The sequence below is a fragment of the Ralstonia pickettii genome, assembly GCF_001699815.1.
Taxonomy (GTDB): Bacteria; Pseudomonadota; Gammaproteobacteria; order Burkholderiales; family Burkholderiaceae; genus Ralstonia; species Ralstonia thomasii.
On sequence record NZ_MCGB01000057.1, the window covers coordinates 21,037 to 39,528 of the forward strand.

19 protein-coding genes, 2 tRNA genes and 1 pseudogene are annotated in these 18,492 nt (G+C 62.2%); 3 read left to right on the top strand and 19 right to left on the bottom strand.

All coding sequences use genetic code 11. From position 1 onward, the window contains the following. Window positions 1–68: 68 nt before the first annotated feature. Window positions 69–445, bottom strand: a pseudogene (locus BEK68_RS07895) (hypothetical protein). A gap of 314 nt (window positions 446–759) precedes the next feature. Here BEK68_RS07895 and BEK68_RS07900 point away from each other — a divergent pair. Then, entirely contained in the window at window positions 760–1,698 is a 939-nt protein-coding gene (locus BEK68_RS07900; RefSeq protein WP_012435914.1) for an aldose 1-epimerase, read from the top strand. A gap of 9 nt (window positions 1,699–1,707) precedes the next feature. Here BEK68_RS07900 and BEK68_RS07905 read toward each other — a convergent pair whose 3' ends face one another. Continuing rightward, window positions 1,708–2,043, bottom strand: a complete 336-nt coding sequence (locus tag BEK68_RS07905; RefSeq protein ID WP_012435915.1) for a carboxymuconolactone decarboxylase family protein — start codon at window positions 2,041–2,043, stop codon at window positions 1,708–1,710. A 115-nt stretch (window positions 2,044–2,158) separates the two neighbouring features. On the opposite strand from BEK68_RS07905, the gene BEK68_RS07910 reads away from it, so the two are divergent. Next, window positions 2,159–3,073 (top strand): cupin domain-containing protein, encoded by a 915-nt coding sequence (locus BEK68_RS07910; protein WP_065851709.1) that lies wholly within the window; start codon window positions 2,159–2,161, stop codon window positions 3,071–3,073. Between the two features lie 25 nt (window positions 3,074–3,098). Here the strand turns inward: BEK68_RS07910 and BEK68_RS07915 are convergent, their stop codons facing one another. Together BEK68_RS07915 and BEK68_RS07920 are read right to left on the bottom strand one after the other, a co-directional pair. Further along, window positions 3,099–3,554 carry a MerR family transcriptional regulator gene (locus BEK68_RS07915; RefSeq protein ID WP_012435917.1) on the bottom strand — a complete coding sequence of 152 codons (456 nt, stop codon included), beginning with the start codon at window positions 3,552–3,554 and terminating at the stop codon, window positions 3,099–3,101. Beyond that, on the bottom strand, window positions 3,547–3,972 hold the full coding sequence (locus tag BEK68_RS07920; protein ID WP_012435918.1) for a nuclear transport factor 2 family protein: 426 nt from the start codon (window positions 3,970–3,972) through the stop codon (window positions 3,547–3,549). The genes BEK68_RS07915 and BEK68_RS07920 overlap by 8 nt, the downstream gene beginning before the upstream one ends. Window positions 3,973–4,136: 164 nt before the next feature. On the opposite strand from BEK68_RS07920, the gene BEK68_RS07925 reads away from it, so the two are divergent. Continuing rightward, a tRNA-Pro gene (locus BEK68_RS07925) sits at window positions 4,137–4,213 on the top strand. 79 nt (window positions 4,214–4,292) lie between these two features. On the opposite strand, the gene BEK68_RS07930 is transcribed toward BEK68_RS07925, so the two are convergent. The 15 genes from BEK68_RS07930 to BEK68_RS08000 form a co-directional block, all read right to left on the bottom strand. After that, window positions 4,293–4,724, bottom strand: coding sequence for a MerR family transcriptional regulator (locus BEK68_RS07930; protein WP_012435919.1), 432 nt, complete (start codon window positions 4,722–4,724; stop codon window positions 4,293–4,295). Between the two features lie 74 nt (window positions 4,725–4,798). Then, a complete protein-coding gene (locus tag BEK68_RS07935; protein ID WP_004635994.1) occupies window positions 4,799–5,215 on the bottom strand; it encodes an integration host factor subunit alpha in 417 nt (138 codons plus the stop codon). Between the two features lie 78 nt (window positions 5,216–5,293). Beyond that, window positions 5,294–7,723, bottom strand: a complete 2,430-nt coding sequence (pheT, locus tag BEK68_RS07940; RefSeq protein WP_012435920.1) for a phenylalanine--tRNA ligase subunit beta — start codon at window positions 7,721–7,723, stop codon at window positions 5,294–5,296. Window positions 7,724–7,786: 63 nt separating this feature from the next. Further along, the gene (gene pheS, locus BEK68_RS07945; RefSeq protein ID WP_024541701.1) at window positions 7,787–8,815 is read right to left on the bottom strand and encodes a phenylalanine--tRNA ligase subunit alpha; all 1,029 of its coding nucleotides are present in this window, start codon (window positions 8,813–8,815) and stop codon (window positions 7,787–7,789) included. 147 nt (window positions 8,816–8,962) lie between these two features. Next, on the bottom strand, window positions 8,963–9,319 hold the full coding sequence (gene rplT / locus BEK68_RS07950) for a 50S ribosomal protein L20 (RefSeq protein WP_004636001.1): 357 nt from the start codon (window positions 9,317–9,319) through the stop codon (window positions 8,963–8,965). Window positions 9,320–9,347: 28 nt separating this feature from the next. Next, window positions 9,348–9,545, bottom strand: coding sequence for a 50S ribosomal protein L35 (gene rpmI, locus BEK68_RS07955; RefSeq protein ID WP_004636003.1), 198 nt, complete (start codon window positions 9,543–9,545; stop codon window positions 9,348–9,350). Window positions 9,546–9,712: 167 nt separating this feature from the next. Further along, on the bottom strand, window positions 9,713–10,234 hold the full coding sequence (infC, locus tag BEK68_RS07960) for a translation initiation factor IF-3 (RefSeq protein WP_012435921.1): 522 nt from the start codon (window positions 10,232–10,234) through the stop codon (window positions 9,713–9,715). Between the two features lie 42 nt (window positions 10,235–10,276). Beyond that, the gene (gene thrS, locus BEK68_RS07965; protein ID WP_012435922.1) at window positions 10,277–12,184 is read right to left on the bottom strand and encodes a threonine--tRNA ligase; all 1,908 of its coding nucleotides are present in this window, start codon (window positions 12,182–12,184) and stop codon (window positions 10,277–10,279) included. A 382-nt stretch (window positions 12,185–12,566) separates the two neighbouring features. Then, window positions 12,567–12,643, bottom strand: a tRNA-Val gene (locus BEK68_RS07970). Window positions 12,644–12,665: 22 nt separating this feature from the next. Further along, window positions 12,666–14,891: a RelA/SpoT family protein gene (locus BEK68_RS07975; protein ID WP_012435923.1), complete on the bottom strand. Its 2,226-nt coding sequence runs from the start codon at window positions 14,889–14,891 to the stop codon at window positions 12,666–12,668. 38 nt (window positions 14,892–14,929) lie between these two features. Further along, entirely contained in the window at window positions 14,930–15,298 is a 369-nt protein-coding gene (locus tag BEK68_RS07980) for a RidA family protein (RefSeq protein WP_012435924.1), read from the bottom strand. Window positions 15,299–15,328: 30 nt separating this feature from the next. Further along, on the bottom strand, window positions 15,329–16,198 hold the full coding sequence (locus BEK68_RS07985) for an alpha/beta fold hydrolase (protein ID WP_012435925.1): 870 nt from the start codon (window positions 16,196–16,198) through the stop codon (window positions 15,329–15,331). Between the two features lie 144 nt (window positions 16,199–16,342). Further along, the gene (locus BEK68_RS07990; protein WP_004636015.1) at window positions 16,343–17,122 is read right to left on the bottom strand and encodes a 3-hydroxybutyrate dehydrogenase; all 780 of its coding nucleotides are present in this window, start codon (window positions 17,120–17,122) and stop codon (window positions 16,343–16,345) included. A 22-nt stretch (window positions 17,123–17,144) separates the two neighbouring features. Continuing rightward, entirely contained in the window at window positions 17,145–17,780 is a 636-nt protein-coding gene (locus BEK68_RS07995; RefSeq protein WP_004636018.1) for a 3-oxoacid CoA-transferase subunit B, read from the bottom strand. A gap of 10 nt (window positions 17,781–17,790) precedes the next feature. Continuing rightward, on the bottom strand, window positions 17,791–18,492 hold the full coding sequence (locus BEK68_RS08000; RefSeq protein WP_012435926.1) for a CoA transferase subunit A: 702 nt from the start codon (window positions 18,490–18,492) through the stop codon (window positions 17,791–17,793).

An 18,492-nucleotide genomic window follows, 5' to 3' on the forward strand; every position in this document is an offset into this window, starting at 1 on the left:
CGGCGCAACAATGCATTTCGCCGATATTGCGACGCAGCATCGGCGAATGCAGGAATCGGAAAAGCGGCTTAGCGGCCGATATCGTGCGCGACGGCGCCGAGTTCGTCGTTCAGGGCGCGCTGCTCGTCGCCAGACAAGCCGCCGCGATGCTGGCTGGCCATGTCGTTGGCTTCCTGGCGGATGCGGCGCAGGCGGTCGCGCAGGCCATCCGCGCGGTACGGATCGATGTAGCCCTCCGATTGGCGAACGTCGATACGGTGGAATTCTTCTGCGAGGCGGCCCTGCACCTGATCAAAGCGCGCGCGCGGGTCCACGGGTGCAGCGCCGCGACCGGAACCGGCTCACGCACCACCACCGTTCGCGTGGGCTGCGGCGGCGCCACGACACAGCCGGTCATGGAGGCCGCCAGTACAGCACACAGGGTCACACGCGGAAGAATCGACATGATTGGGCTCGTATTGTCGTTGTAGAAGCGCGCAGTCGCGCGGGAACTGGCGCTATCTTACGAACCGCTTCACGCAAAGCTGTGACGATTGGTAACAGCAGATTACTTCCGCGACACCTCCGGTGGCTCGACGGGCGGCGGTGGCTCATCGGGCGATGGCAGATCGGGAGGAATCCCCGGCGGCGAAGGCTCGTCGGGTGGGGGAACGGTATGTGCGGGCAGCACGCAATTGACGGACATGGTTTCCCTCCGGGCAAAACGCATTGACAATCTAGTACGCGATTCCCATGCCAACAAGTCACTCCACCCCAGCCATGCACGACCTGCCCACCGCCTGCTTCCAGGACCGCACGCTCATCCGCATCGGCGAGCCGCACACCGATGGCTCCATGCTGCTGCTCGCGCCTGAAGCCGGCGGCCGGCTGGTGCGCTGGCGCCATCGCGGCGAAGACATCCTCTTCTGGCCCGAGCCGGCCGATTGGTCCAATCCGGCCAAGGTCCGTGGCGGCAATCCGCTGCTGTTTCCCTTCATCGGCCGGCATTTCGTGGAGGGCGAAGTCGGCCGCTGGCGCGATGCGCGCGGTCGACTTTACACACTGCCGCAGCACGGCTTCGCCCGCGACTTGCCGTTCGAGGTGGAAGACGCAAGCGATGCGCACATCGTCCTGTTGCTGCGCGACAGCCCCCACACGCGCCAAGGCTATCCGTTCGCCTTTGAATTTCGCGTGACGTACCAACTGATCCACGATGGGCTGGAAGCAACCCTCTCCGTCAAGCATCTGGACGAAAGCGACGCGCATGCCCCGATGCCCTTCTACGCCGGTCATCATTTCTACCTGGCGCTCCCGCATGCATTGCGTGGCGCCACCGAGCTGCTGATGCCGCCGGCTCGGCTGTCGCGCCAACTGCCCGATGGCAGTCTAGACAGACCCGAGCCAGGGCGCCGGACCTACCAGCTCGACGACCCGGCGCTGCAAGACCGCTATCACCTGCTCGACGACACCGGCGTGGCCACGCTCGTCATCCCGCCGCATGCGCAAGCGCCGCTCGGCCGGCGCATTCGTATCGAGGTAGACGGCGCACCGGTGCCCTGGCACGCCATCACCACCTGGACAGAAAACGCCACGTCGGACTTCTACTGCGTCGAACCATGGATGGGCCTGCCGAATGCGATCCACCACGGCGAGGGCTTGCACCTGCTCGCGCCCGGTGAGACCCGACAGGCAACCTGTCGCATGCGGATCGCACGGTAGCCGACGCGGTCAGGCCTTCTCGTAGGCCTGCACGGCGTCCATCACGCGCGCCGAGTACACCAACGCTGCCCCGGCATTGAGCGAGATCGCCACGCTCAGCGCGTCGGCAATCTCCTCATGCGTTGCGCCATGCTTGATCGCCTCGGCCGTGTGCACAGTGATACAGCCATCGCAACGCGTGGTCACCGCCACGGCCAGCGCGATCAGCTCACGCGTCTTCGCGTCGAGACTGCCCGTCGTGGCAGCCGACAGCGTCTTATAGCCCTTGACGGTATCCGGCGTGATCTGACCGATCTCGCCAATGCGACCCAGCAATTCCTTCCGATACTCGACCCAGTTCAGCATGATGTGCTCCGGTGGTGTGGCGCTGGCCTGATGTCGGCGCCGTTGGAAAGAGTATTGTCTTTAAGGGCGATCCACTGAATACTTCTTTCACGCAATTTCTGTCGAAATCGTCTCAATGGACGCGCTCAGTCAATTCATACAGCTCACCCGGCCGCAGGCCAGCCTCGATTTGCGCTGCCTGTTCCAGGGACCGTTCTCGATCCCACATGATCCGGAGCCGAATGGTCAGGTGCCGTTCCACCTGGTGCTCTCGGGCAGATGCCTCGTCGACACCGGCGGCCGCACGCTCTCACTGCACGAAGGCGATTTCATCCTGTTCCCGCACGGCGAGGCACACACGATTCACGACCCCGGCGCTGCCGACGCACCCACGCGAAAACCCCGCGCATCGCACGATGGCATGCTGCCGGTTCGCCAAACTGGCCGCGGTGCCGCGGAGGTCGATCTGCTGTGCGGCCGCTTCGTCCACGAACACGGCTCGACCACGCTGCTGGTGCGTACGCTGCCCGACCCACTGCACGTGTCATTGAGTGATAGCGCGTCGTTTCCGGCGCTGCAAGCACTCATTGGGCTGATGCGCGACGAAGCCGAAACGCGCGCGCCCGGCACGCTGGCGATCGTTACCTCACTGAGCCAGGCGTTGCTCACAATGGCACTGCGCGTCTACGGCCAGCGGGAAAACGCGAGCCCCGGCACGCTGACGCTGCTATCAGACGCGCGCCTCGGCCCATCCGTACAAGCCATGCTCGGTGCGCCCGAACGCGCATGGACCATCGACAGCCTCGCCGATCTGGCGGCCATGTCCCGCGCCACCTACGCGCGACACTTCAAGGCGCGCGCCGATATGACGGTGTGGGACTTTCTCACGCGCGTGCGCATGACGCTCGCGTGCGACGCGTTGATCCATACGCGGCTCAGCGCAGGCGAAATCGGCGCGCGTGTCGGCTATCAATCGGAGGCGGCGTTCGGCAAGGCGTTCAAGCAACAACTGGGAATGACGCCAGCGCGGTATCGGCGGGCGACGAGTTGATCATCCTCCCGCGTCGCCACCTTCGCTAGCGCTCTGGCTTGCGGCGAATGCCCGTTTTCGCGGTGCCTTGCGGCAGGTTGGACTCGCGTGCAGGGCGCGTTCCGGTCGCCACCCATTCGCCGTAGAAATCGATCTTGCTGTCGATCAACGCGAGCGAGCGCGTCCACTCGGCAATCGTCTGCGTCACCTGCGCGCGGTGTGCAACCAGCAGCGCATGCCGAGCTTTCAGGGCGCTGCGGCCCTCGCACACCAGCGCCGTATATTCGCGCATCTGCGCGACCGACATCCCCGAACTGCGCAGGCGCTCCATCAACTCGAGCCAGTTGACGTGCTGCTCGGTATACACACGTCGGACCGCCGCATCGCGCGCAACGCCAGGAATCAACCCCTGCGTCTCGTACCAACGAATCGTATGAATGCTGCGGCCCGTGCGTTCAGCCAGGGCACCGATCAGCAATCGAGCCGGGTCGCGCTCAGCCATGGGACTCGATGCAGACGACCGCCGGATCGCCGAGTGCCCGGTTGACGAGATCGGTGTCGAAGTATTCGATCAGTTCGCGCATCTTGCCCTCCGGCATGTGGATGACGAAACAGTACTGATTGTTATAGGCAACACCATCGCGCGTCGTGTTGCGACCTTGCGCTTCGACGACCACGGTCTCGCCATCGGCAGTGAAGCGGCTGGCAACCGTAGTGATGCGCCCGAGCTTCGCGCGTAGCGGAGCGAACAGTTCGCCCGGCACCGCCTGCTTGCCAGCATAGCGTCGCGACCACAGCGTCGTACCGGTGCAAACCCAACAGAAATCATCCGTCATGAGATCAACGAAGGGCTTGGCGTAGCTGGTAGCGAGCTCGGCAAAAGCGGCCTGCAATATCGGCTTGTTCTCGAGCGCGTTCATGGGAGTCTCCTGGTGTGAACGCTTCGATTACAGGTGCTAGAGCGCACTCTAGCGCAAGGACTTTCTCCGTCGCTGCCATGAGCAACCCGCCCCCACGGTGCTTGCTCAAACTGCGAGCGAACTACTAGTCATCGGCGCCACGCCTCTGTTATACTTTCAGGCTTCGGGGCGTAGCGCAGCCTGGTAGCGTACCTGCATGGGGTGCAGGTGGTCGGAGGTTCAAATCCTCTCGCCCCGACCAAAACAAAAGCCCGCGTAACGGATCACGTTACGCGGGCTTTTTCGTTTCTATCTGCGCGCTTCTTGTCTGCAATATCGGCTTATGGCTTGTCGGTACGCAGCAATTCCAACACGGCCGACAACGCACGCCGCAAGCTCTGAACGTCAACCGAACCGCTTGCAGCAGCGGGCGTCGATGCCGCAACATCCATCTCCGGCTCATCGGCCTCGACCGGCGACGCAGCCGCCGTACCATGCCGCAACTCATCCAGCCGATTCCGCGCGCCATTGATCGTGAAGCCCTGCTCGTACAGCAGCTCGCGAATACGCCGGATCAGCAGCACCTCATGATGCTGGTAGTAGCGCCGATTGCCGCGCCGCTTGACGGGCTTGAGCTGAGTGAACTCCTGCTCCCAGTAGCGCAGCACGTGCGGCTTGACAGCGCACAAGTCACTGACCTCACCAATGGTGAAGTAGCGTTTGGCAGGAATCGGCGGCAGGTTGACCCGCTCCGTGTGTTTATCGGCGGCCATACAGGGCTGAGCTACAGGGCTGGCGAAAGAGGCGGATTGAACAGACGGCGGCTGAACGAAATCACGTAGCAGAATTACCCGATGTCGACCGGCAGCGGCTCGACGCGCTCTTCAACGAGCGCCTTGAGCTTTTGGCTCGCGTGGAACGTAACGACGCGACGCGCGGTGATGGGAATGATCTCGCCCGTCTTCGGATTTCGGCCCGGGCGCTGCGGCTTGTCGCGCAACTGGAAGTTGCCGAAGCCAGACAGCTTGACGCTGTCACCCTGCTCGAGCGCCTCGCGAATCACGTCGAAAAACGCTTCGACCATGTCCTTCGATTCACGCTTGTTCAAGCCGACCTGCTCGAACAGCATCTCGGCAAGCTCGGCCTTGGTAAGCGTCGGCACATCCTGACCGCGCGCATCACGCGCGTCGGCCAGAGCAGACGAAGAGGAACCGAGCGAGTCGTCCAAGGAGGCTGCCAATGCAGGCGCGTGTTGATCGTTCATAGGATTCGCTTGGCGTATTCGATCCGAATGCGGAGGTTCGTTCGAGCTGTCTCTAGCGCAGTGCGGACGTCTGCGACGTCAGCCGCGCAGGCGCGCGCCGAATGCATCGCCGGCCGCTCGAATCAGTTGCTGTGTGGCGGCCTCGACAATGTCGTCCTGAAGGGTGCTGTCAGTATCTTGCAACGTAATTCTGAAGGCAAGGCTTTTCTCCTGCGCCCCAATGGCAGCCGTGGCGGCCTTCGGACGGAATTCATCGAACAGCACAACGCCCTGCAGATAACGCTGCCACGGCGCGCCGACAGCCGCTTTCTCAAACGTGTCGACCAGATCCTGCACCGCCACATCCTGCCGCACGACCAGCGCGATGTCGCGCGTCACAGCCGGCACACGCGGCACTTCCCGATACTTCGGCAGACCCACCGCGGTGATGGCGTCGAGCTCCACTTCCCACACCACCGGCGCAGTCGGCAAATCGTACTTCTGCAGCCAACGCGGATGCAGCTCACCAATCCAGCCGACGGCGCGGCCATTCAGCACCACGCGCGCGGAGCGTCCCGGATGCAGCGCGGGATGCTCAGCGCGCTCGAAGCGCGCCTTCAGCGGCCACAGCAGTGACTCGACATCGCCTTTCACATCGAAGAAATCAACCGGGCGTGTCTGCACGCCCCACTGCTCTTCCTTGGACGGACCATACGCAATGCCGCCCGCCATCATCGGCTGTGCGTAGCCCGCGATCGACAGACCACCGTCGGCGACGTCTGCATCACGGTGGAACACACGTCCCACCTCGAACAAGCGCACGCGCGAAGCCTTGCGGTTCACGTTGTAGCGCACCTTGTCGAGCAAGCCGCCGATGAGCGTGCTGCGCAACACCGAGTACTGGCTGGCAATCGGGTTCAACAGCGGAATCGGATTGGTGTTGCCGGCAAAGTCGGCTTCCCATTCCGCCTCGACAAAGGCGAAGTTGACGACCTCGTGGTAATCGCGCGCGGCAACGGCGTGACGCACGTCGTGCATCGTCCGGCGTGCCTCGTCGGTCGGGCGCATCGCGCTCTCGGCCACGGGCGGCTTGGCGGGAATCCGCTCGAAACCATAGATACGGGCGACCTCTTCGATCAGGTCTTCCTCGATTTCCAAGTCGAAGCGGTACGACGGCGGCTCGACGATGAACACATCGCCGTCCACGCTGAACGTAAGGCCGAGGCGCTTGAACACGTCCGCCACGACGTCGTGCGACAGCGGAATACCGAGCACGCGCGCAGCACGTGCAACGCGCATGCGCACCGGCTCGCGCTTCGGCAAGTTGACGATCTGATCGTCGATCGGGCCAGCCTGGCCGCCGCAGATTTCGAGGATCAGCGCGCTGATGCGCTCGATGTGTTCAACGGTGGTCGCATAGTCAACGCCGCGCTCGAAGCGATGGCCCGCATCGGTCGAGAAGTTGTAGCGGCGCGCGCGGCCCTGGATGGCTTCCGGCCACCAGAATGCGGCTTCGACGTAGATGTTCTGCGTATCGAGCGTGACGGCCGTCTTGTCGCCGCCCATGATACCGGCGAGGCTTTCAATGGCCTGCTCGTCCGAGATCACGCCGACCTTTTCGTCGACGGTGATGGTGTCGCCGTTGAGCAGCTTCAGCTGTTCGCCAGCCTTGCCCCAGCGCACCGTCAGGCCGCCGTGGATCTTGTCCAGGTCGAACACGTGCGACGGACGGCCCAGCTCCAGCATCACGTAATTCGAAATATCGACCAGCGCCGACACGCTGCGCATGCCTGCGCGCTCGATGCGCGACACCATCCAGGCCGGCGTCTTCGCGTGTGCATTCACGCCGCGGATGATGCGACCCGAAAAGCGGCCGCACAGGTCCGGCGCCACAACCTTGACGGGCAGCCTGTCAGCCAGCGTCACCGCCACGGGCGCCATCGACGGCATCGTGATCGGCGCGCCCGTCAGCGCGGACACTTCACGCGCCACACCATGGATCGACAGGCAGTCGGCCTTGTTCGGCGTGAGCTTAATGATGAAGACCTGGTCGTCCAGATCGAGCACCTTGCGGATGTCCTCGCCCACCGGCGTGTCTTCCGGCAGGATCAGCAGTCCGCCGTGGTCTTCCGACAGCTTCAGCTCGCGCGCCGAACACAGCATGCCGTAGCTCTCCACGCCACGCAGTTTGCCGATCTTGATCTTGAACGGCTTGCCATCTTCGCCGGGCGGCAACTCGGCGCCGACCATCGCGCACGGCACCTTGATGCCCACCGACACGTTCGGCGCGCCGCAGACGATCTGCAGCAGTTCGCCCGTGCCGGCATCGACCTTACACACGTTGAGGCGATCGGCGTCCGGATGCTTGTTCACCTCGACCACATGGCCGACAACGATCTGCGAGAACGGCGGCGCAACGGGGTCGACCTCTTCCACCTCGAGGCCAGCCATCGTCAGGCGATGGGAGAGTTCATCCGTGGTGATCGACGGATTGACGAAACTGCGAAGCCAGGATTCCGGAAATTGCATGGCGCGACAGGAAAGAGAATTCGATTAACGGGGCGATGAAGTACCAGTGCGAGCGCTTGGCGCTTACGCGAACTGACGCAGGAAACGCACATCGCCCTCGAAGAACAGGCGCAGATCGTTGATGCCATAGCGCAGCATCGTCAGACGCTCCAGGCCGGAGCCGAATGCAAAGCCGATGTAGCGCTCAGGGTCCAGGCCCATGTTGCGCACCACGGTCGGATGCACCTGGCCGGAACCGGAAATCTCCAGCCATTTGCCGTTGCCGAACGCCATGTCGATCTCGGCCGACGGCTCGGTGAACGGGAAATACGATGGGCGGAAACGCACCTGGATGTCGTCGCGCTCGAAGAAGTTCCGCAGGAAATCGGTGTACACGCCCTTCAGATCGGCAAAGCTGATGTTGTCGGCAATCCAGAGGCCTTCGACCTGATGGAACATCGGCGAGTGCGTAGCATCGCTGTCGACACGGTATGTGCGGCCCGGCGCGATGACCTTGATGGGGGGGATACGGTCGAGATGCTTGTACTTCTCGACGTGCATGCGGGCATAGCGCACCTGCATCGGGCTGGTGTGCGTGCGCAGCAGCAGGAGCTTGTCTTCGCTGTCGCGACCGTCGATGTAGAACGTGTCCTGCATCGAGCGCGCCGGATGGTTGTCCGGGTTGTTCAGCGCCGTGAAGTTCATCCAGTCGGATTCGATTTCGGGGCCGTCAGCCACATCGAAACCGATCGAGCCGAAGATCTTGGCGACGCGCTCCCAGGTGTTCATCACCGGGTGCAAGCTGCCCTCGGCCACGTCGCGGCCGGGCAGCGTTACGTCGATCGCCTCGGCTGCGAGGCGTGCGTTCATCAGCGCGTCGGCCAACGCCTGGCGGCGGGCCGTCAATGCCTCTTCAACGCGGCTCTTGGCTTGGTTGATACGCGCGCCTTCGGTCTTGCGTGTCTCCGGATCGAGCTTGCCCAAGCCTTTGAGCAAGTCGGTCAGCACGCCGGACTTACCGAGAAAGCGTGCCTTCTCGTTTTCCAGCGAGGCGTTGTCCTCCACCGAGGCAAACGCATTTTGGGCATCGACGACGACTTGATCCAGATCCAGTGACATGGGAAGGCGAGCGAAAAAATTCGGGTGATTCGGGTCCGCGAAATGCGCGGAATAAAAAACGGGGCTCGGTGAGAGCCCCGTCAGGGTGATCAGCCGGCAAAGTTACTGGGCAACTCCAGCAGCCCGCCCGGCCGATCCAATTCAGGCGACGTTGGCTTTCACCTGGTTCACGATGGCAGCAAAAGCCACCTTGTCGTGAATGGCCATGTCCGACAGCACCTTGCGGTCCAGCTCGATGGACGCCTTCTTCAGGCCGTTCATGAACTTGCTGTAGGTCAGACCATGCTCGCGTGCGCCAGCGTTGATACGTGCAATCCAGAGCGCACGGAACACGCGCTTCTTGTTGCGACGATCGCGGTAGGCGTACTGGCCAGCACGCATGACCGCCTGCTTGGCGATGCGATAAACGTTATTGCGGCGGCCGCGGAAACCCTTGGCTGCGCTGATAACCTTCTTATGACGGGCCCGCGCTGTGACCCCACGTTTTACTCGAGGCATGAAATGCTCCTTTCGTAGTTAGTTAGGGTTAGGCGTACGGCATCATTGCGCGAACGGACTTCAGGTTCGTCTCATGGACGCCCTCGGTACCGCGCAGGTGACGCTTGTTCTTGGTGGTCTTCTTGGTCAGGATGTGACGCTTGAAGGCTTGGCCACGTTTGATCGTGCCACCAGGACGGGCAGTAAAGCGCTTGGACGCGCTTTTCTTCGTCTTCATCTTCGGCATGGAACAACTCCGTTTTTGACATGAAGCCAGGTGGACGGCTGGCGCCGACACTTGCAAGACCCGGGCTCACTTGTTGTATCGCGGCAGGCTTTGACATCTGCCGCGTCTTCCGACGTTTCCGTCTGGAACCTGCTCAGCGCAGCCGGAACCGCCCGGCCGCCGCTGCATTATTTTTTCTTCTTGGGCGCCAACATCATCACTGCCTGGCGACCTTCCATCTTAGGCATCTGCTCAACCTGACCGAATTCCTCCAGGTCAGACTTGATACGCTCCAGCACGCGCATGCCGAGTTCCTGGTGAGCCATTTCGCGGCCGCGGAAACGCAAGGTCACCTTTACCCTGTCGCCATCCTCCAGGAAGCGCGTCGCGTTGCGCAGCTTGACGCCGTAGTCGTTGTCGTCGGTGCCAGGGCGGAACTTGACTTCCTTCACCTGGATCACCTTCTGCTTCAGCTTGGCGTCATGGGCCTTTTTCTGCTCCTGATACTTGAACTTGCCATAGTCCATCAGGCGGCAGACGGGCGGCTGCGCGGTCGGCGCGATCTCGACCAGGTCGACGTCTTTCTCTTCTGCCAGACGCAGCGCGTCGAACAGCTTGACGATGCCGAGCGCTTCTCCCTCAACCCCGGTCAGCCGGACTTCCGGTGCGCTGATCTCGCGGTTGATGCGGTGAGATTTCTCAGTAGCGATGTTGATGTCCTCAAAGAATCAAAAAAACAGGCCGTGCCCAGCTCATGACTTGTTGGCGAGATCGTTCTTCAGTCGCTCAACGAACGCCGACAACGGCATGGAGCCTAGATCGACGTTGCCACGGGCACGCACGGCCACCTGATTTTCATCCCGTTCTTTATCGCCAACCACAACCTGGTATGGGACCTTCTGCACGGAATGCTCGCGGATTTTATACCCAATCTTCTCATTCCGCAAATCGACGACCGCCCTAAATCCTTGTTTTTGCAGGGATTGCGCAACGGATTGTGCGTATTCGGCGTGCGAATCGGTGATGCTGAGCACCACGACCTGCACCGGGGAAAGCCACGTCGGCAGCGCTCCGGCATATTGCTCGATCAAGATACCGATAAAGCGCTCGAGGCTGCCAACGATGGCTCGGTGCAGCATGATCGGGCGATGGCGCGCGCCATCTTCGCCGACAAATTCAGCATCCAGGCGCTCCGGCAGGTTCGGGTCGACTTGGATCGTGCCGCACTGCCACTGGCGACCAAGTGCATCTTTAAGCACATACTCGATCTTGGGACCGTAGAACGCCCCCTCACCCGGCAGGTACTCAAATTCGCAACCCGACGCACGCAAGCCCTCGGCCAATGCCGCTTCGGCGCGATCCCAGCTTTCTTCCGTGCCGATGCGCTTGTCCGGACGCGTCGACAGCTTGTAAAGAATCTCGGTAAAGCCGAAATCCTTGTAGACCTTCTGCAGCAACGTCGTAAACGCCGTCACCTCGGCCTGGATCATGTCTTCCGTACAAAAGATGTGGCCGTCGTCCTGCGTGAAGCCGCGCACGCGCATGATGCCGTGCAAGCCACCTGAAGGCTCGTTGCGGTGGCACGCGCCGAATTCGCCGAAGCGAAGCGGCAGGTCGCGGTAACTCTTGATGCCTTGCTTGTAGATGAGGATGTGGCCGGGGCAGTTCATCGGCTTCAGCGCGTATTCGCGCTTTTCCGATTCCGTGATGAACATGTTCTCGCGGTACTTGTCCCAGTGGCCGGTCTTCTCCCACAGGGTCTTGTCGAGAATCTGCGGCCCCTTCACTTCCTGGTAGCCGTTCTCGCGATAGACGCGGCGCATGTACTGCTCGATCTCCTGCCACAGCGTCCAGCCCTTGGGGTGCCAGAACACAGTGCCGGGCGAGTACTCGTCGATGTGGAACAGGTCGAGCTCACGGCCGAGCTTGCGGTGGTCACGCTTCTCGGCCTCTTCCAGCATGTGCAGGTAGGCGTCCTGGTCTTCCCTCTTGGCCCAGGCCGTGCCGTAGATGCGCTGGAGCATCTCGTTGTTGTGGTCGCCACGCCAGTAGGCACCGGCCACCTTCATCAGCTTGAAGACCTTGAGCTTGCCCGTGGACGGCACGTGCGGGCCACGGCAGAGGTCGACGAAATTGCCCTCGCGGTACAGGCCAATCTCCTGGTCTTCCGGAATGGAGGCGATGATCTCGGCCTTGTACTTCTCGCCCATGCCCTGGAACAGCTTGACGGCGTCGTCGCGGCTCAGCACTTCCCGCGTGACCTTCTCGTCTTTCTTGGCGAGTTCGCCCATCTTCTTTTCAATGGCAACAAGGTCATCGGGCGTGAAGGGGCGCTTGTAGGCGAAGTCGTAGTAAAAGCCGTTCTCGATGACCGGACCGATGGTGACCTGCGCGTCCGGATACAGCTCCTTGACGGCGTAGGCCAGCAAGTGCGCCGTAGAGTGACGGATCACGTCGACGCCGTCGGCGTCCTTGTCGGTGATGATGGCGAGCTTGGCATCATGATCGATCGTGTAGCTCGTGTCGACCATCTGGCCGTCCACGCGGCCCGCCAGGGCTGCCTTGGCCAGGCCTGCACCGATGCTTTGCGCCACTTCTGCGACAGTCACCGGGCCGGGAAACTCACGCCGGGAACCATCCGGCAACGTGATTGCGATCATGCTTGCTCCTGTGGAGTCACCGTCGCGCATTTCAGGTTTCAGAGATGCACAGCGGTCGTTATTCTGTCGTGCGCCGCGCCAAGTCAGCGCAGCAGGTTGTCGAATCGAATGCTTCGAAGCGCTTTCAGCTTGATCGCCACGCGTGACACGAAACTGCGGACGAAAAAAAACGCGGCCAAGGCCGCGTTTTCATTTGCGCTATCCACTGCTTGGGTGGACCGCAAAGGGCGAAAAACGCACCTTGACTACTGTCGCTCCGAAGCGGTTGTAGTTCGCGGTGCCTGAATCATATTTCGCCTTGTGTTCTGTTGTACGGGACAAACCCGGGAATTGCGAGGATGACGGCTTGGACACCCTACCCGACGCGTCCTGCCAAATGCGTTGGTAGGCTCGATTGGACTCGAACCAACGACCCCCACCATGTCAAGGTGGTGCTCTAACCAGCTGAGCTACGAGCCTGCCGAAGAACGAAACTATACCGTCACTTCCTTCGAGCTGTCAACACCCCCTGCACCTCTTCGATCAAAGTCAGCGCGCGCTGCAGCTGTGTCGCCTCTGCCACCTCCGCGGTGAACTGCATTTTTGCGACGCCTTTGCTCGACAGCGTGCGCACGCCGGTCACGTTGATCTTCTCGCGCGAGAGGATTTCCGAGATGTCACGCAACAATCCCTGCCGGTCCAGCGCCTCGACCTGGATGTCGATCGGATAGACCGAATCGCTGCGCTGGCCCCATTCCGTCTGGATTACACGGCCGGGCGCCCGGGCAGCCAGTTGCTGAAAGGTCGCGCAGCTCTGACGGTGGATCGATACGCCGCGCCCACGCGTGACAAAACCAACGATGGGGTCCGGCGGTGCCGGCTTGCAGCAACGCGACATCTGCGTGAGGAGCGAATCGACGCCCACCACGAGCACGCCGCTCTTGGCGCCACGAGCCACGCTGGTGGCGCGGCTCTTCTTGGTGATGGCCGCTTCGTCGTCGACGGGCGCGGGCGGCGGCGCCCCATCCGAGCGCAAAACGGCCTCGATGCGGCGCAGGCTCAGTTCGTCCTTGGCGACCACGGCATAGAGATCGTCCGACGTCTTGTAGCCGAGCTTGGCGGCCAGTTCTTCCAGGTTGACGGCGGTCTTGCCCTCACGCTGCAGCGTCTTGTCGATAAGCGCCCGGCCCTGCGCGAGCGTCTCTTCCAGTTCCATCGCGTTGAACCACGCGCGCACTTTCGTGCGGGCGCGCGGGCTGACAAGATAGTGCAGCTCGGTGTTCAGCCAATCACGTGACGGCCCGCCGTGCTTGACGGTAACAATCTCGACGGTCTGGCCGTTCTTGAGCGGCGTGTTCAGCGGCACCATCGTGCCGTCGACGCGCGCGCCGCGGCAGCGGTGGCCGAGATCGCTATGCAGGTAATACGCAAAATCGACGGGCGTCGCACCTTGCGGCAACGCGATCACGCGCGCCTGCGGCGTCAGCACGTAAATGTGGTCATCCAGCTCGGTGTGCTTGAGCTGCTCCCACGGCGAATCCTCGTGCGCGACGGTGTGCTCGGCGTCATCTTTCCAGGCGAGCAACTGGCGCAGCCACGCGATCTTCTCGTCGTAGCGCTCGCTGGCAGAGAACTGGCCGGCGTAGCCCTTGTTGCCCGCCTCCTTGTAGCGCCAGTGCGCAGCCACGCCGTACTCGGCAAAGTGGTGCATCTCGCGCGTGCGAATCTGCACCTCGAGCGCACGGCCGTCGTCGCCGATCACCACCGTGTGCAGCGACATGTAGCCGTTGGCCTTTGGGCGTGAGATGTAGTCGTCGAACTCTTTCGGGATCGGCTGCCACATGTGGTGCACGAAACCGAGCACCGTGTAGCAATCCTTGATGTCGTCGACGATGACACGGAAGGCGCGCACGTCGTACAGATCGGCAAAGTCCAGTTCCTTGCCTCGCATCTTCTTCCAGATGCTGTAGATGTGCTTGGGCCGACCGCTGACCTCAGCCTGAATGCCGGCATCGTGCAATGTCTTTTGGAGTTGCTCGATGGCCTGGCCGATGAACTTCTCGCGCTCGATGCGCTTTTCGTCCAGCAGGCGCGCGATGCGCTTATAGGTATCGGGATCCTCAAAGCGGAAGCCGAGGTCTTCAAGCTCCCACTTCAGCTGCCAGATGCCCAGGCGGTTTGCGAGCGGCGCGTAGATATCCAGCGTCTCGCGCGCCATGCCTTCCGGCGCCGACCGCTTCGTCTGGGCCAGCCAGCGAAGCGACTGCAACCGCGACGCCAGGCGGATCATCACCACGCGAATGTCTTGCGCGAACGCGAGCAACATCTTGCGCAACGCCTCGACTTGCGCGCGGCGTGCTTCGGCTTCGTTCTTGCGCGTAATGCTGGCATCGGTCGGGCTGACGAGGCCCGCAATCGCGCCAATGCGCAGCAGTTGCCGCACGTCGTGCACGAGCTTGACGACCTCGGCACCGAATGCAGGCTCGAGCGCCTTTTCGCTGTCCATTGCCAGCGTGGGCAACAGAAACAGCGCGGCCGCCTGCAACGACGGCGTGTCGACACGCAACCCTTCAAGGATGGCGATCGTGCCGCGCGCATGCGACTCCAGCGGCTCGCCGGTCAGCGTGACGCTGTCTGCGGCATTGGCCGCGAGGTATTCGATCGCCCGAGCGACCTGCTCTGCCGTCGATCCGGGCAACTCGGCCGGCCGTTCGGTCTTGTTCTCCATGATGCGTCCTGCTTGCGTCCTGCTGTGACGCGACGGGCTCAGCTTTTCTGCGCGGCCGTCACGACGATTTCGATACGGTACTTCGGATTGGCCAGCGCGGCCTCAACGGTGGCGCGCGGCGGCGAGTTCTTGGAATCAGCGGCGACCCACTGGTCCCACACCTTGTTCATCTCACCAATCTCGCCGATGTCTTTGAGGAAGATCTGGCACATCAGGATGCGCGTCTTGTCGCTGCCGTTGGCGGCCAGCACGCGATCGATGATGGCGAGCACTTCCGCCGTCTGCTCGGCAATGCCGGCGTCCAGCGTGGTCTCGGGCACCTGGCCGGCCACGTAGACGACGCCGTTGTAGACGGCCGCGTCGGAATAGCGATGTTCGACGTTGTAACGCTTCAGTTCAGTGCTCATCTTGCAAATCGAATGGGGTCAGACAAACGGTCATTGACCGAGGAAGAACTTGCGGGCGATCGCCACCTGATCTGGCTGGATGAAGGTCGGCGCGTGGCCCACATCTGGAATTTCCACCGTGTTCACATGTTGGCCGCGCTGCATCATGGCCTCGACGGTCTCGCGCGTGAGCAAATCTGAATGCGCGCCGCGTACGACCAGGACCTCGCCGGGAATCGCCTCGAACAGCTTCCAGAGCGTCGCTTCGCCGGCAGCAATCATCTCGGGCGTGGTGTTCTTGAACGGCTCGGCCAGGCGCGGATCGTAATGCAGAATCCACTCGCCGCCCTGCGGTTTCAGGATCGCGGTATTCAACTCACGCCATTGCTCCGGCGTGTGGGGGCCGAATGAAGCGCTGATCGTCTTGAGGTATGTCAGCCCTTCATCAAACGTCTTGAAGCGGACGTTCAGTCCGAGATACGCGCCGATGCGCGTCAACGACGATTCCGTCACGCGCGGGCCCACATCGTTGAGCAGCAGCTTGCGAATCGGCGATTTCGGCAAGCCTGCCAAGCCAATGCCGATCAGGCCACCCATCGAGGTACCGAACCAGTCGACGGACTCGGCATTCAGGCGCGCGAGTAGCGTGACCATGTCGGAGGCGTACTGCGGCAGCACATAGCCCTTCGGATCGGCCAGCCAATCGGAGCGCCCACGGCCCACCACATCGGGGCAGACGACGCGATAGTCATTGCACAGCGCCTGCGCCAGCACGTCGAAATCGCGCCCCGTGCGCGAGAGGCCGTGCACGCAAACCAGCACACGCGGATTCTGCGAATCGCCCCACTCGTGATAAGCCATCCGGTGCAAGCCGGACGGACTCAGGCACTGCACGAAGGCAAGGCGCGGCGAAACTGGCATGAACAACTCCTACATGTGAATGACGGAGACAGCGAAGCCTGATTGTACGCGGGCCCGCAGGCATGCGGCGGCGCAGCAAACATTCACGCCGGCCAAAAACAAAAAAGCCTCGCCGCAGCGAGGCTTCTTCAGAAGCAGATCGGCTTACTGCGCCACCCAGCCACCATCCATGTTCCACGCCACGCCGCGCACCTGCTCCGCCGCGTCGCTGCACAGAAACACCGCCAGCGCGCCAAGCTGATCGGGCGTCACGAACTCACGCGAAGGCTGCTTTTCCATCAGCAGATCTGTCTTGGCTTCGAGCGCGGACAGGCCATCCTTCTCGGCGCGCGCATCGATCTGCTTCTGCACCAGCGGCGTCAGCACCCAGCCCGGGCAGATCGCGTTGGACGTGATGCCCGTCTGTGCGGTCTCCAGCGCCACCGATTTGGTGAAGCCGACGATACCGTGTTTGGCCGCCACGTACGCCGATTTCTGCGCCGATGCCACCAACCCATGCACCGATGCGACGTTGATGATGCGGCCCCAGTTCTTGCGCTTCATGCCCGGCACAGCAAGCCGCGTCGTGTGGAAAGCCGAGGTGAGGTTGATGGCGATGATGGCGTCCCAGCGTTCGGTCGGGAAATCCTCGACATTGGCCACATACTGGATGCCGGCGTTGTTGACGAGGATGTCCACGCCGCCAAACTCTGCGTCGGCATAGGCGAACATCGCTTCGATCTCGGCTGGCTTGCTCATGTCGGCGCCGTGATATCCGATGCGGATGGCATTTTTGCCCGCGGCCGCGATCTGCGCCTTGGGTGCTTCCACATCGCCAAAGCCATTCATGATGATGTTGGCGCCCTGCGCGGCCAGCGAACAGGCAATACCCAGACCAATCCCGCTGGTCGAGCCCGTGACGAGGGCGGTTTTTCCTTGCAGCATGCGTATCTCCGGAGGTCAGCGATTACAACAGGTTGACGCCAGTCTTGGCCTGGATCTCTTCGCGGGAAACGCCCGGCGCGGTTTCGATCAGCTTCAGTCCCTGCTCGGTCACGTCGATCACGCCGAGGTCCGTAATGATGCGATCCACCACGCCCACACCCGTCAGCGGCAACGTGCACTTGGGCAGGATCTTCATGTCTTCGGTGCCGTCCTTTTTCTTGGCGGTGTGTTCCATCAGAACGATCACCCGCTTGACGCCGGCCACGAGGTCCATCGCGCCACCCATGCCCTTGACCATCTTGCCGGGGATCATCCAGTTGGCCAGGTCGCCCGTCTCGCTCACCTGCATCGCACCGAGAATCGACAGGTTGATCTTGCCGCCGCGAATCATCGCAAAGCTCTGATCGCTGCCGAAGATGGCGCTGCCGGGCAGCGTGGTCACGGTCTGCTTGCCTGCGTTGATCAGGTCGGCATCCACTTCGTCTTCCATGGGAAACGGACCGATGCCCAGCATGCCGTTTTCGCTTTGCAGCCAGACTTCCTTGTCGCCGGTGTGGTTGGCAACCAGCGTCGGGATACCGATGCCGAGGTTGACGTAGAAACCGTCTTGCAACTCCTGGGCAGCGCGCGCCGCCATTTGGTCTTGTGTCCAGGCCATGTCGGTCTCCTTAGTTGGCTACTCGGATGGTGCGCTTCTCGATGCGCTTCTCGGGCGTGGCATTGAGCACGATGCGGTGCACATAGATGCCGGGCAGATGGATGTCGTCGGGTGCAAGCTCGCCCACCTCGACGATCTCTTCGACCTCAACGATGCAGATCTTGCCGGCCGTTGCCGCAGCCGGATTGAAGTTGCGTGCGGTCAGGTTGAAACGCAGGTTGCCGGACTTGTCAGCCACCTGGGCTTTCACCAGCGCCACGTCGGGCACCAGCGAGCGCTCCATGACGTACGTCTCGCCGTCAAACTCGCGCAGCTCCTTGCCTTCGGCGACAAGCGTGCCGACACCGGTCTTGGTGAAGAACGCCGGGATGCCGGCGCCGCCAGCGCGCAGCTTTTCGGCCAGCGTGCCTTGCGGGGTGAATTCCAACTCGAGTTCACCGGCCAGATACTGGCGCTCGAACTCCTTGTTTTCGCCCACGTAGGACGAAATCATCTTTTTGATCTGGCGGGTTTCCAGCAGCAAGCCCAGGCCGAAACCATCGACGCCGGCATTGTTGGAAATGCAAGTGAGATTCTTGACGCCCGAATCGCGCAGCGCGGCAATCAGCGCTTCCGGAATACCGCACAGGCCGAAGCCGCCCACGGCGATGGTCTGGCCGTCCCTGACGACGCCCGCGAGCGCCTCGCTGGCGCTGGCGAAGATTTTGTTCAT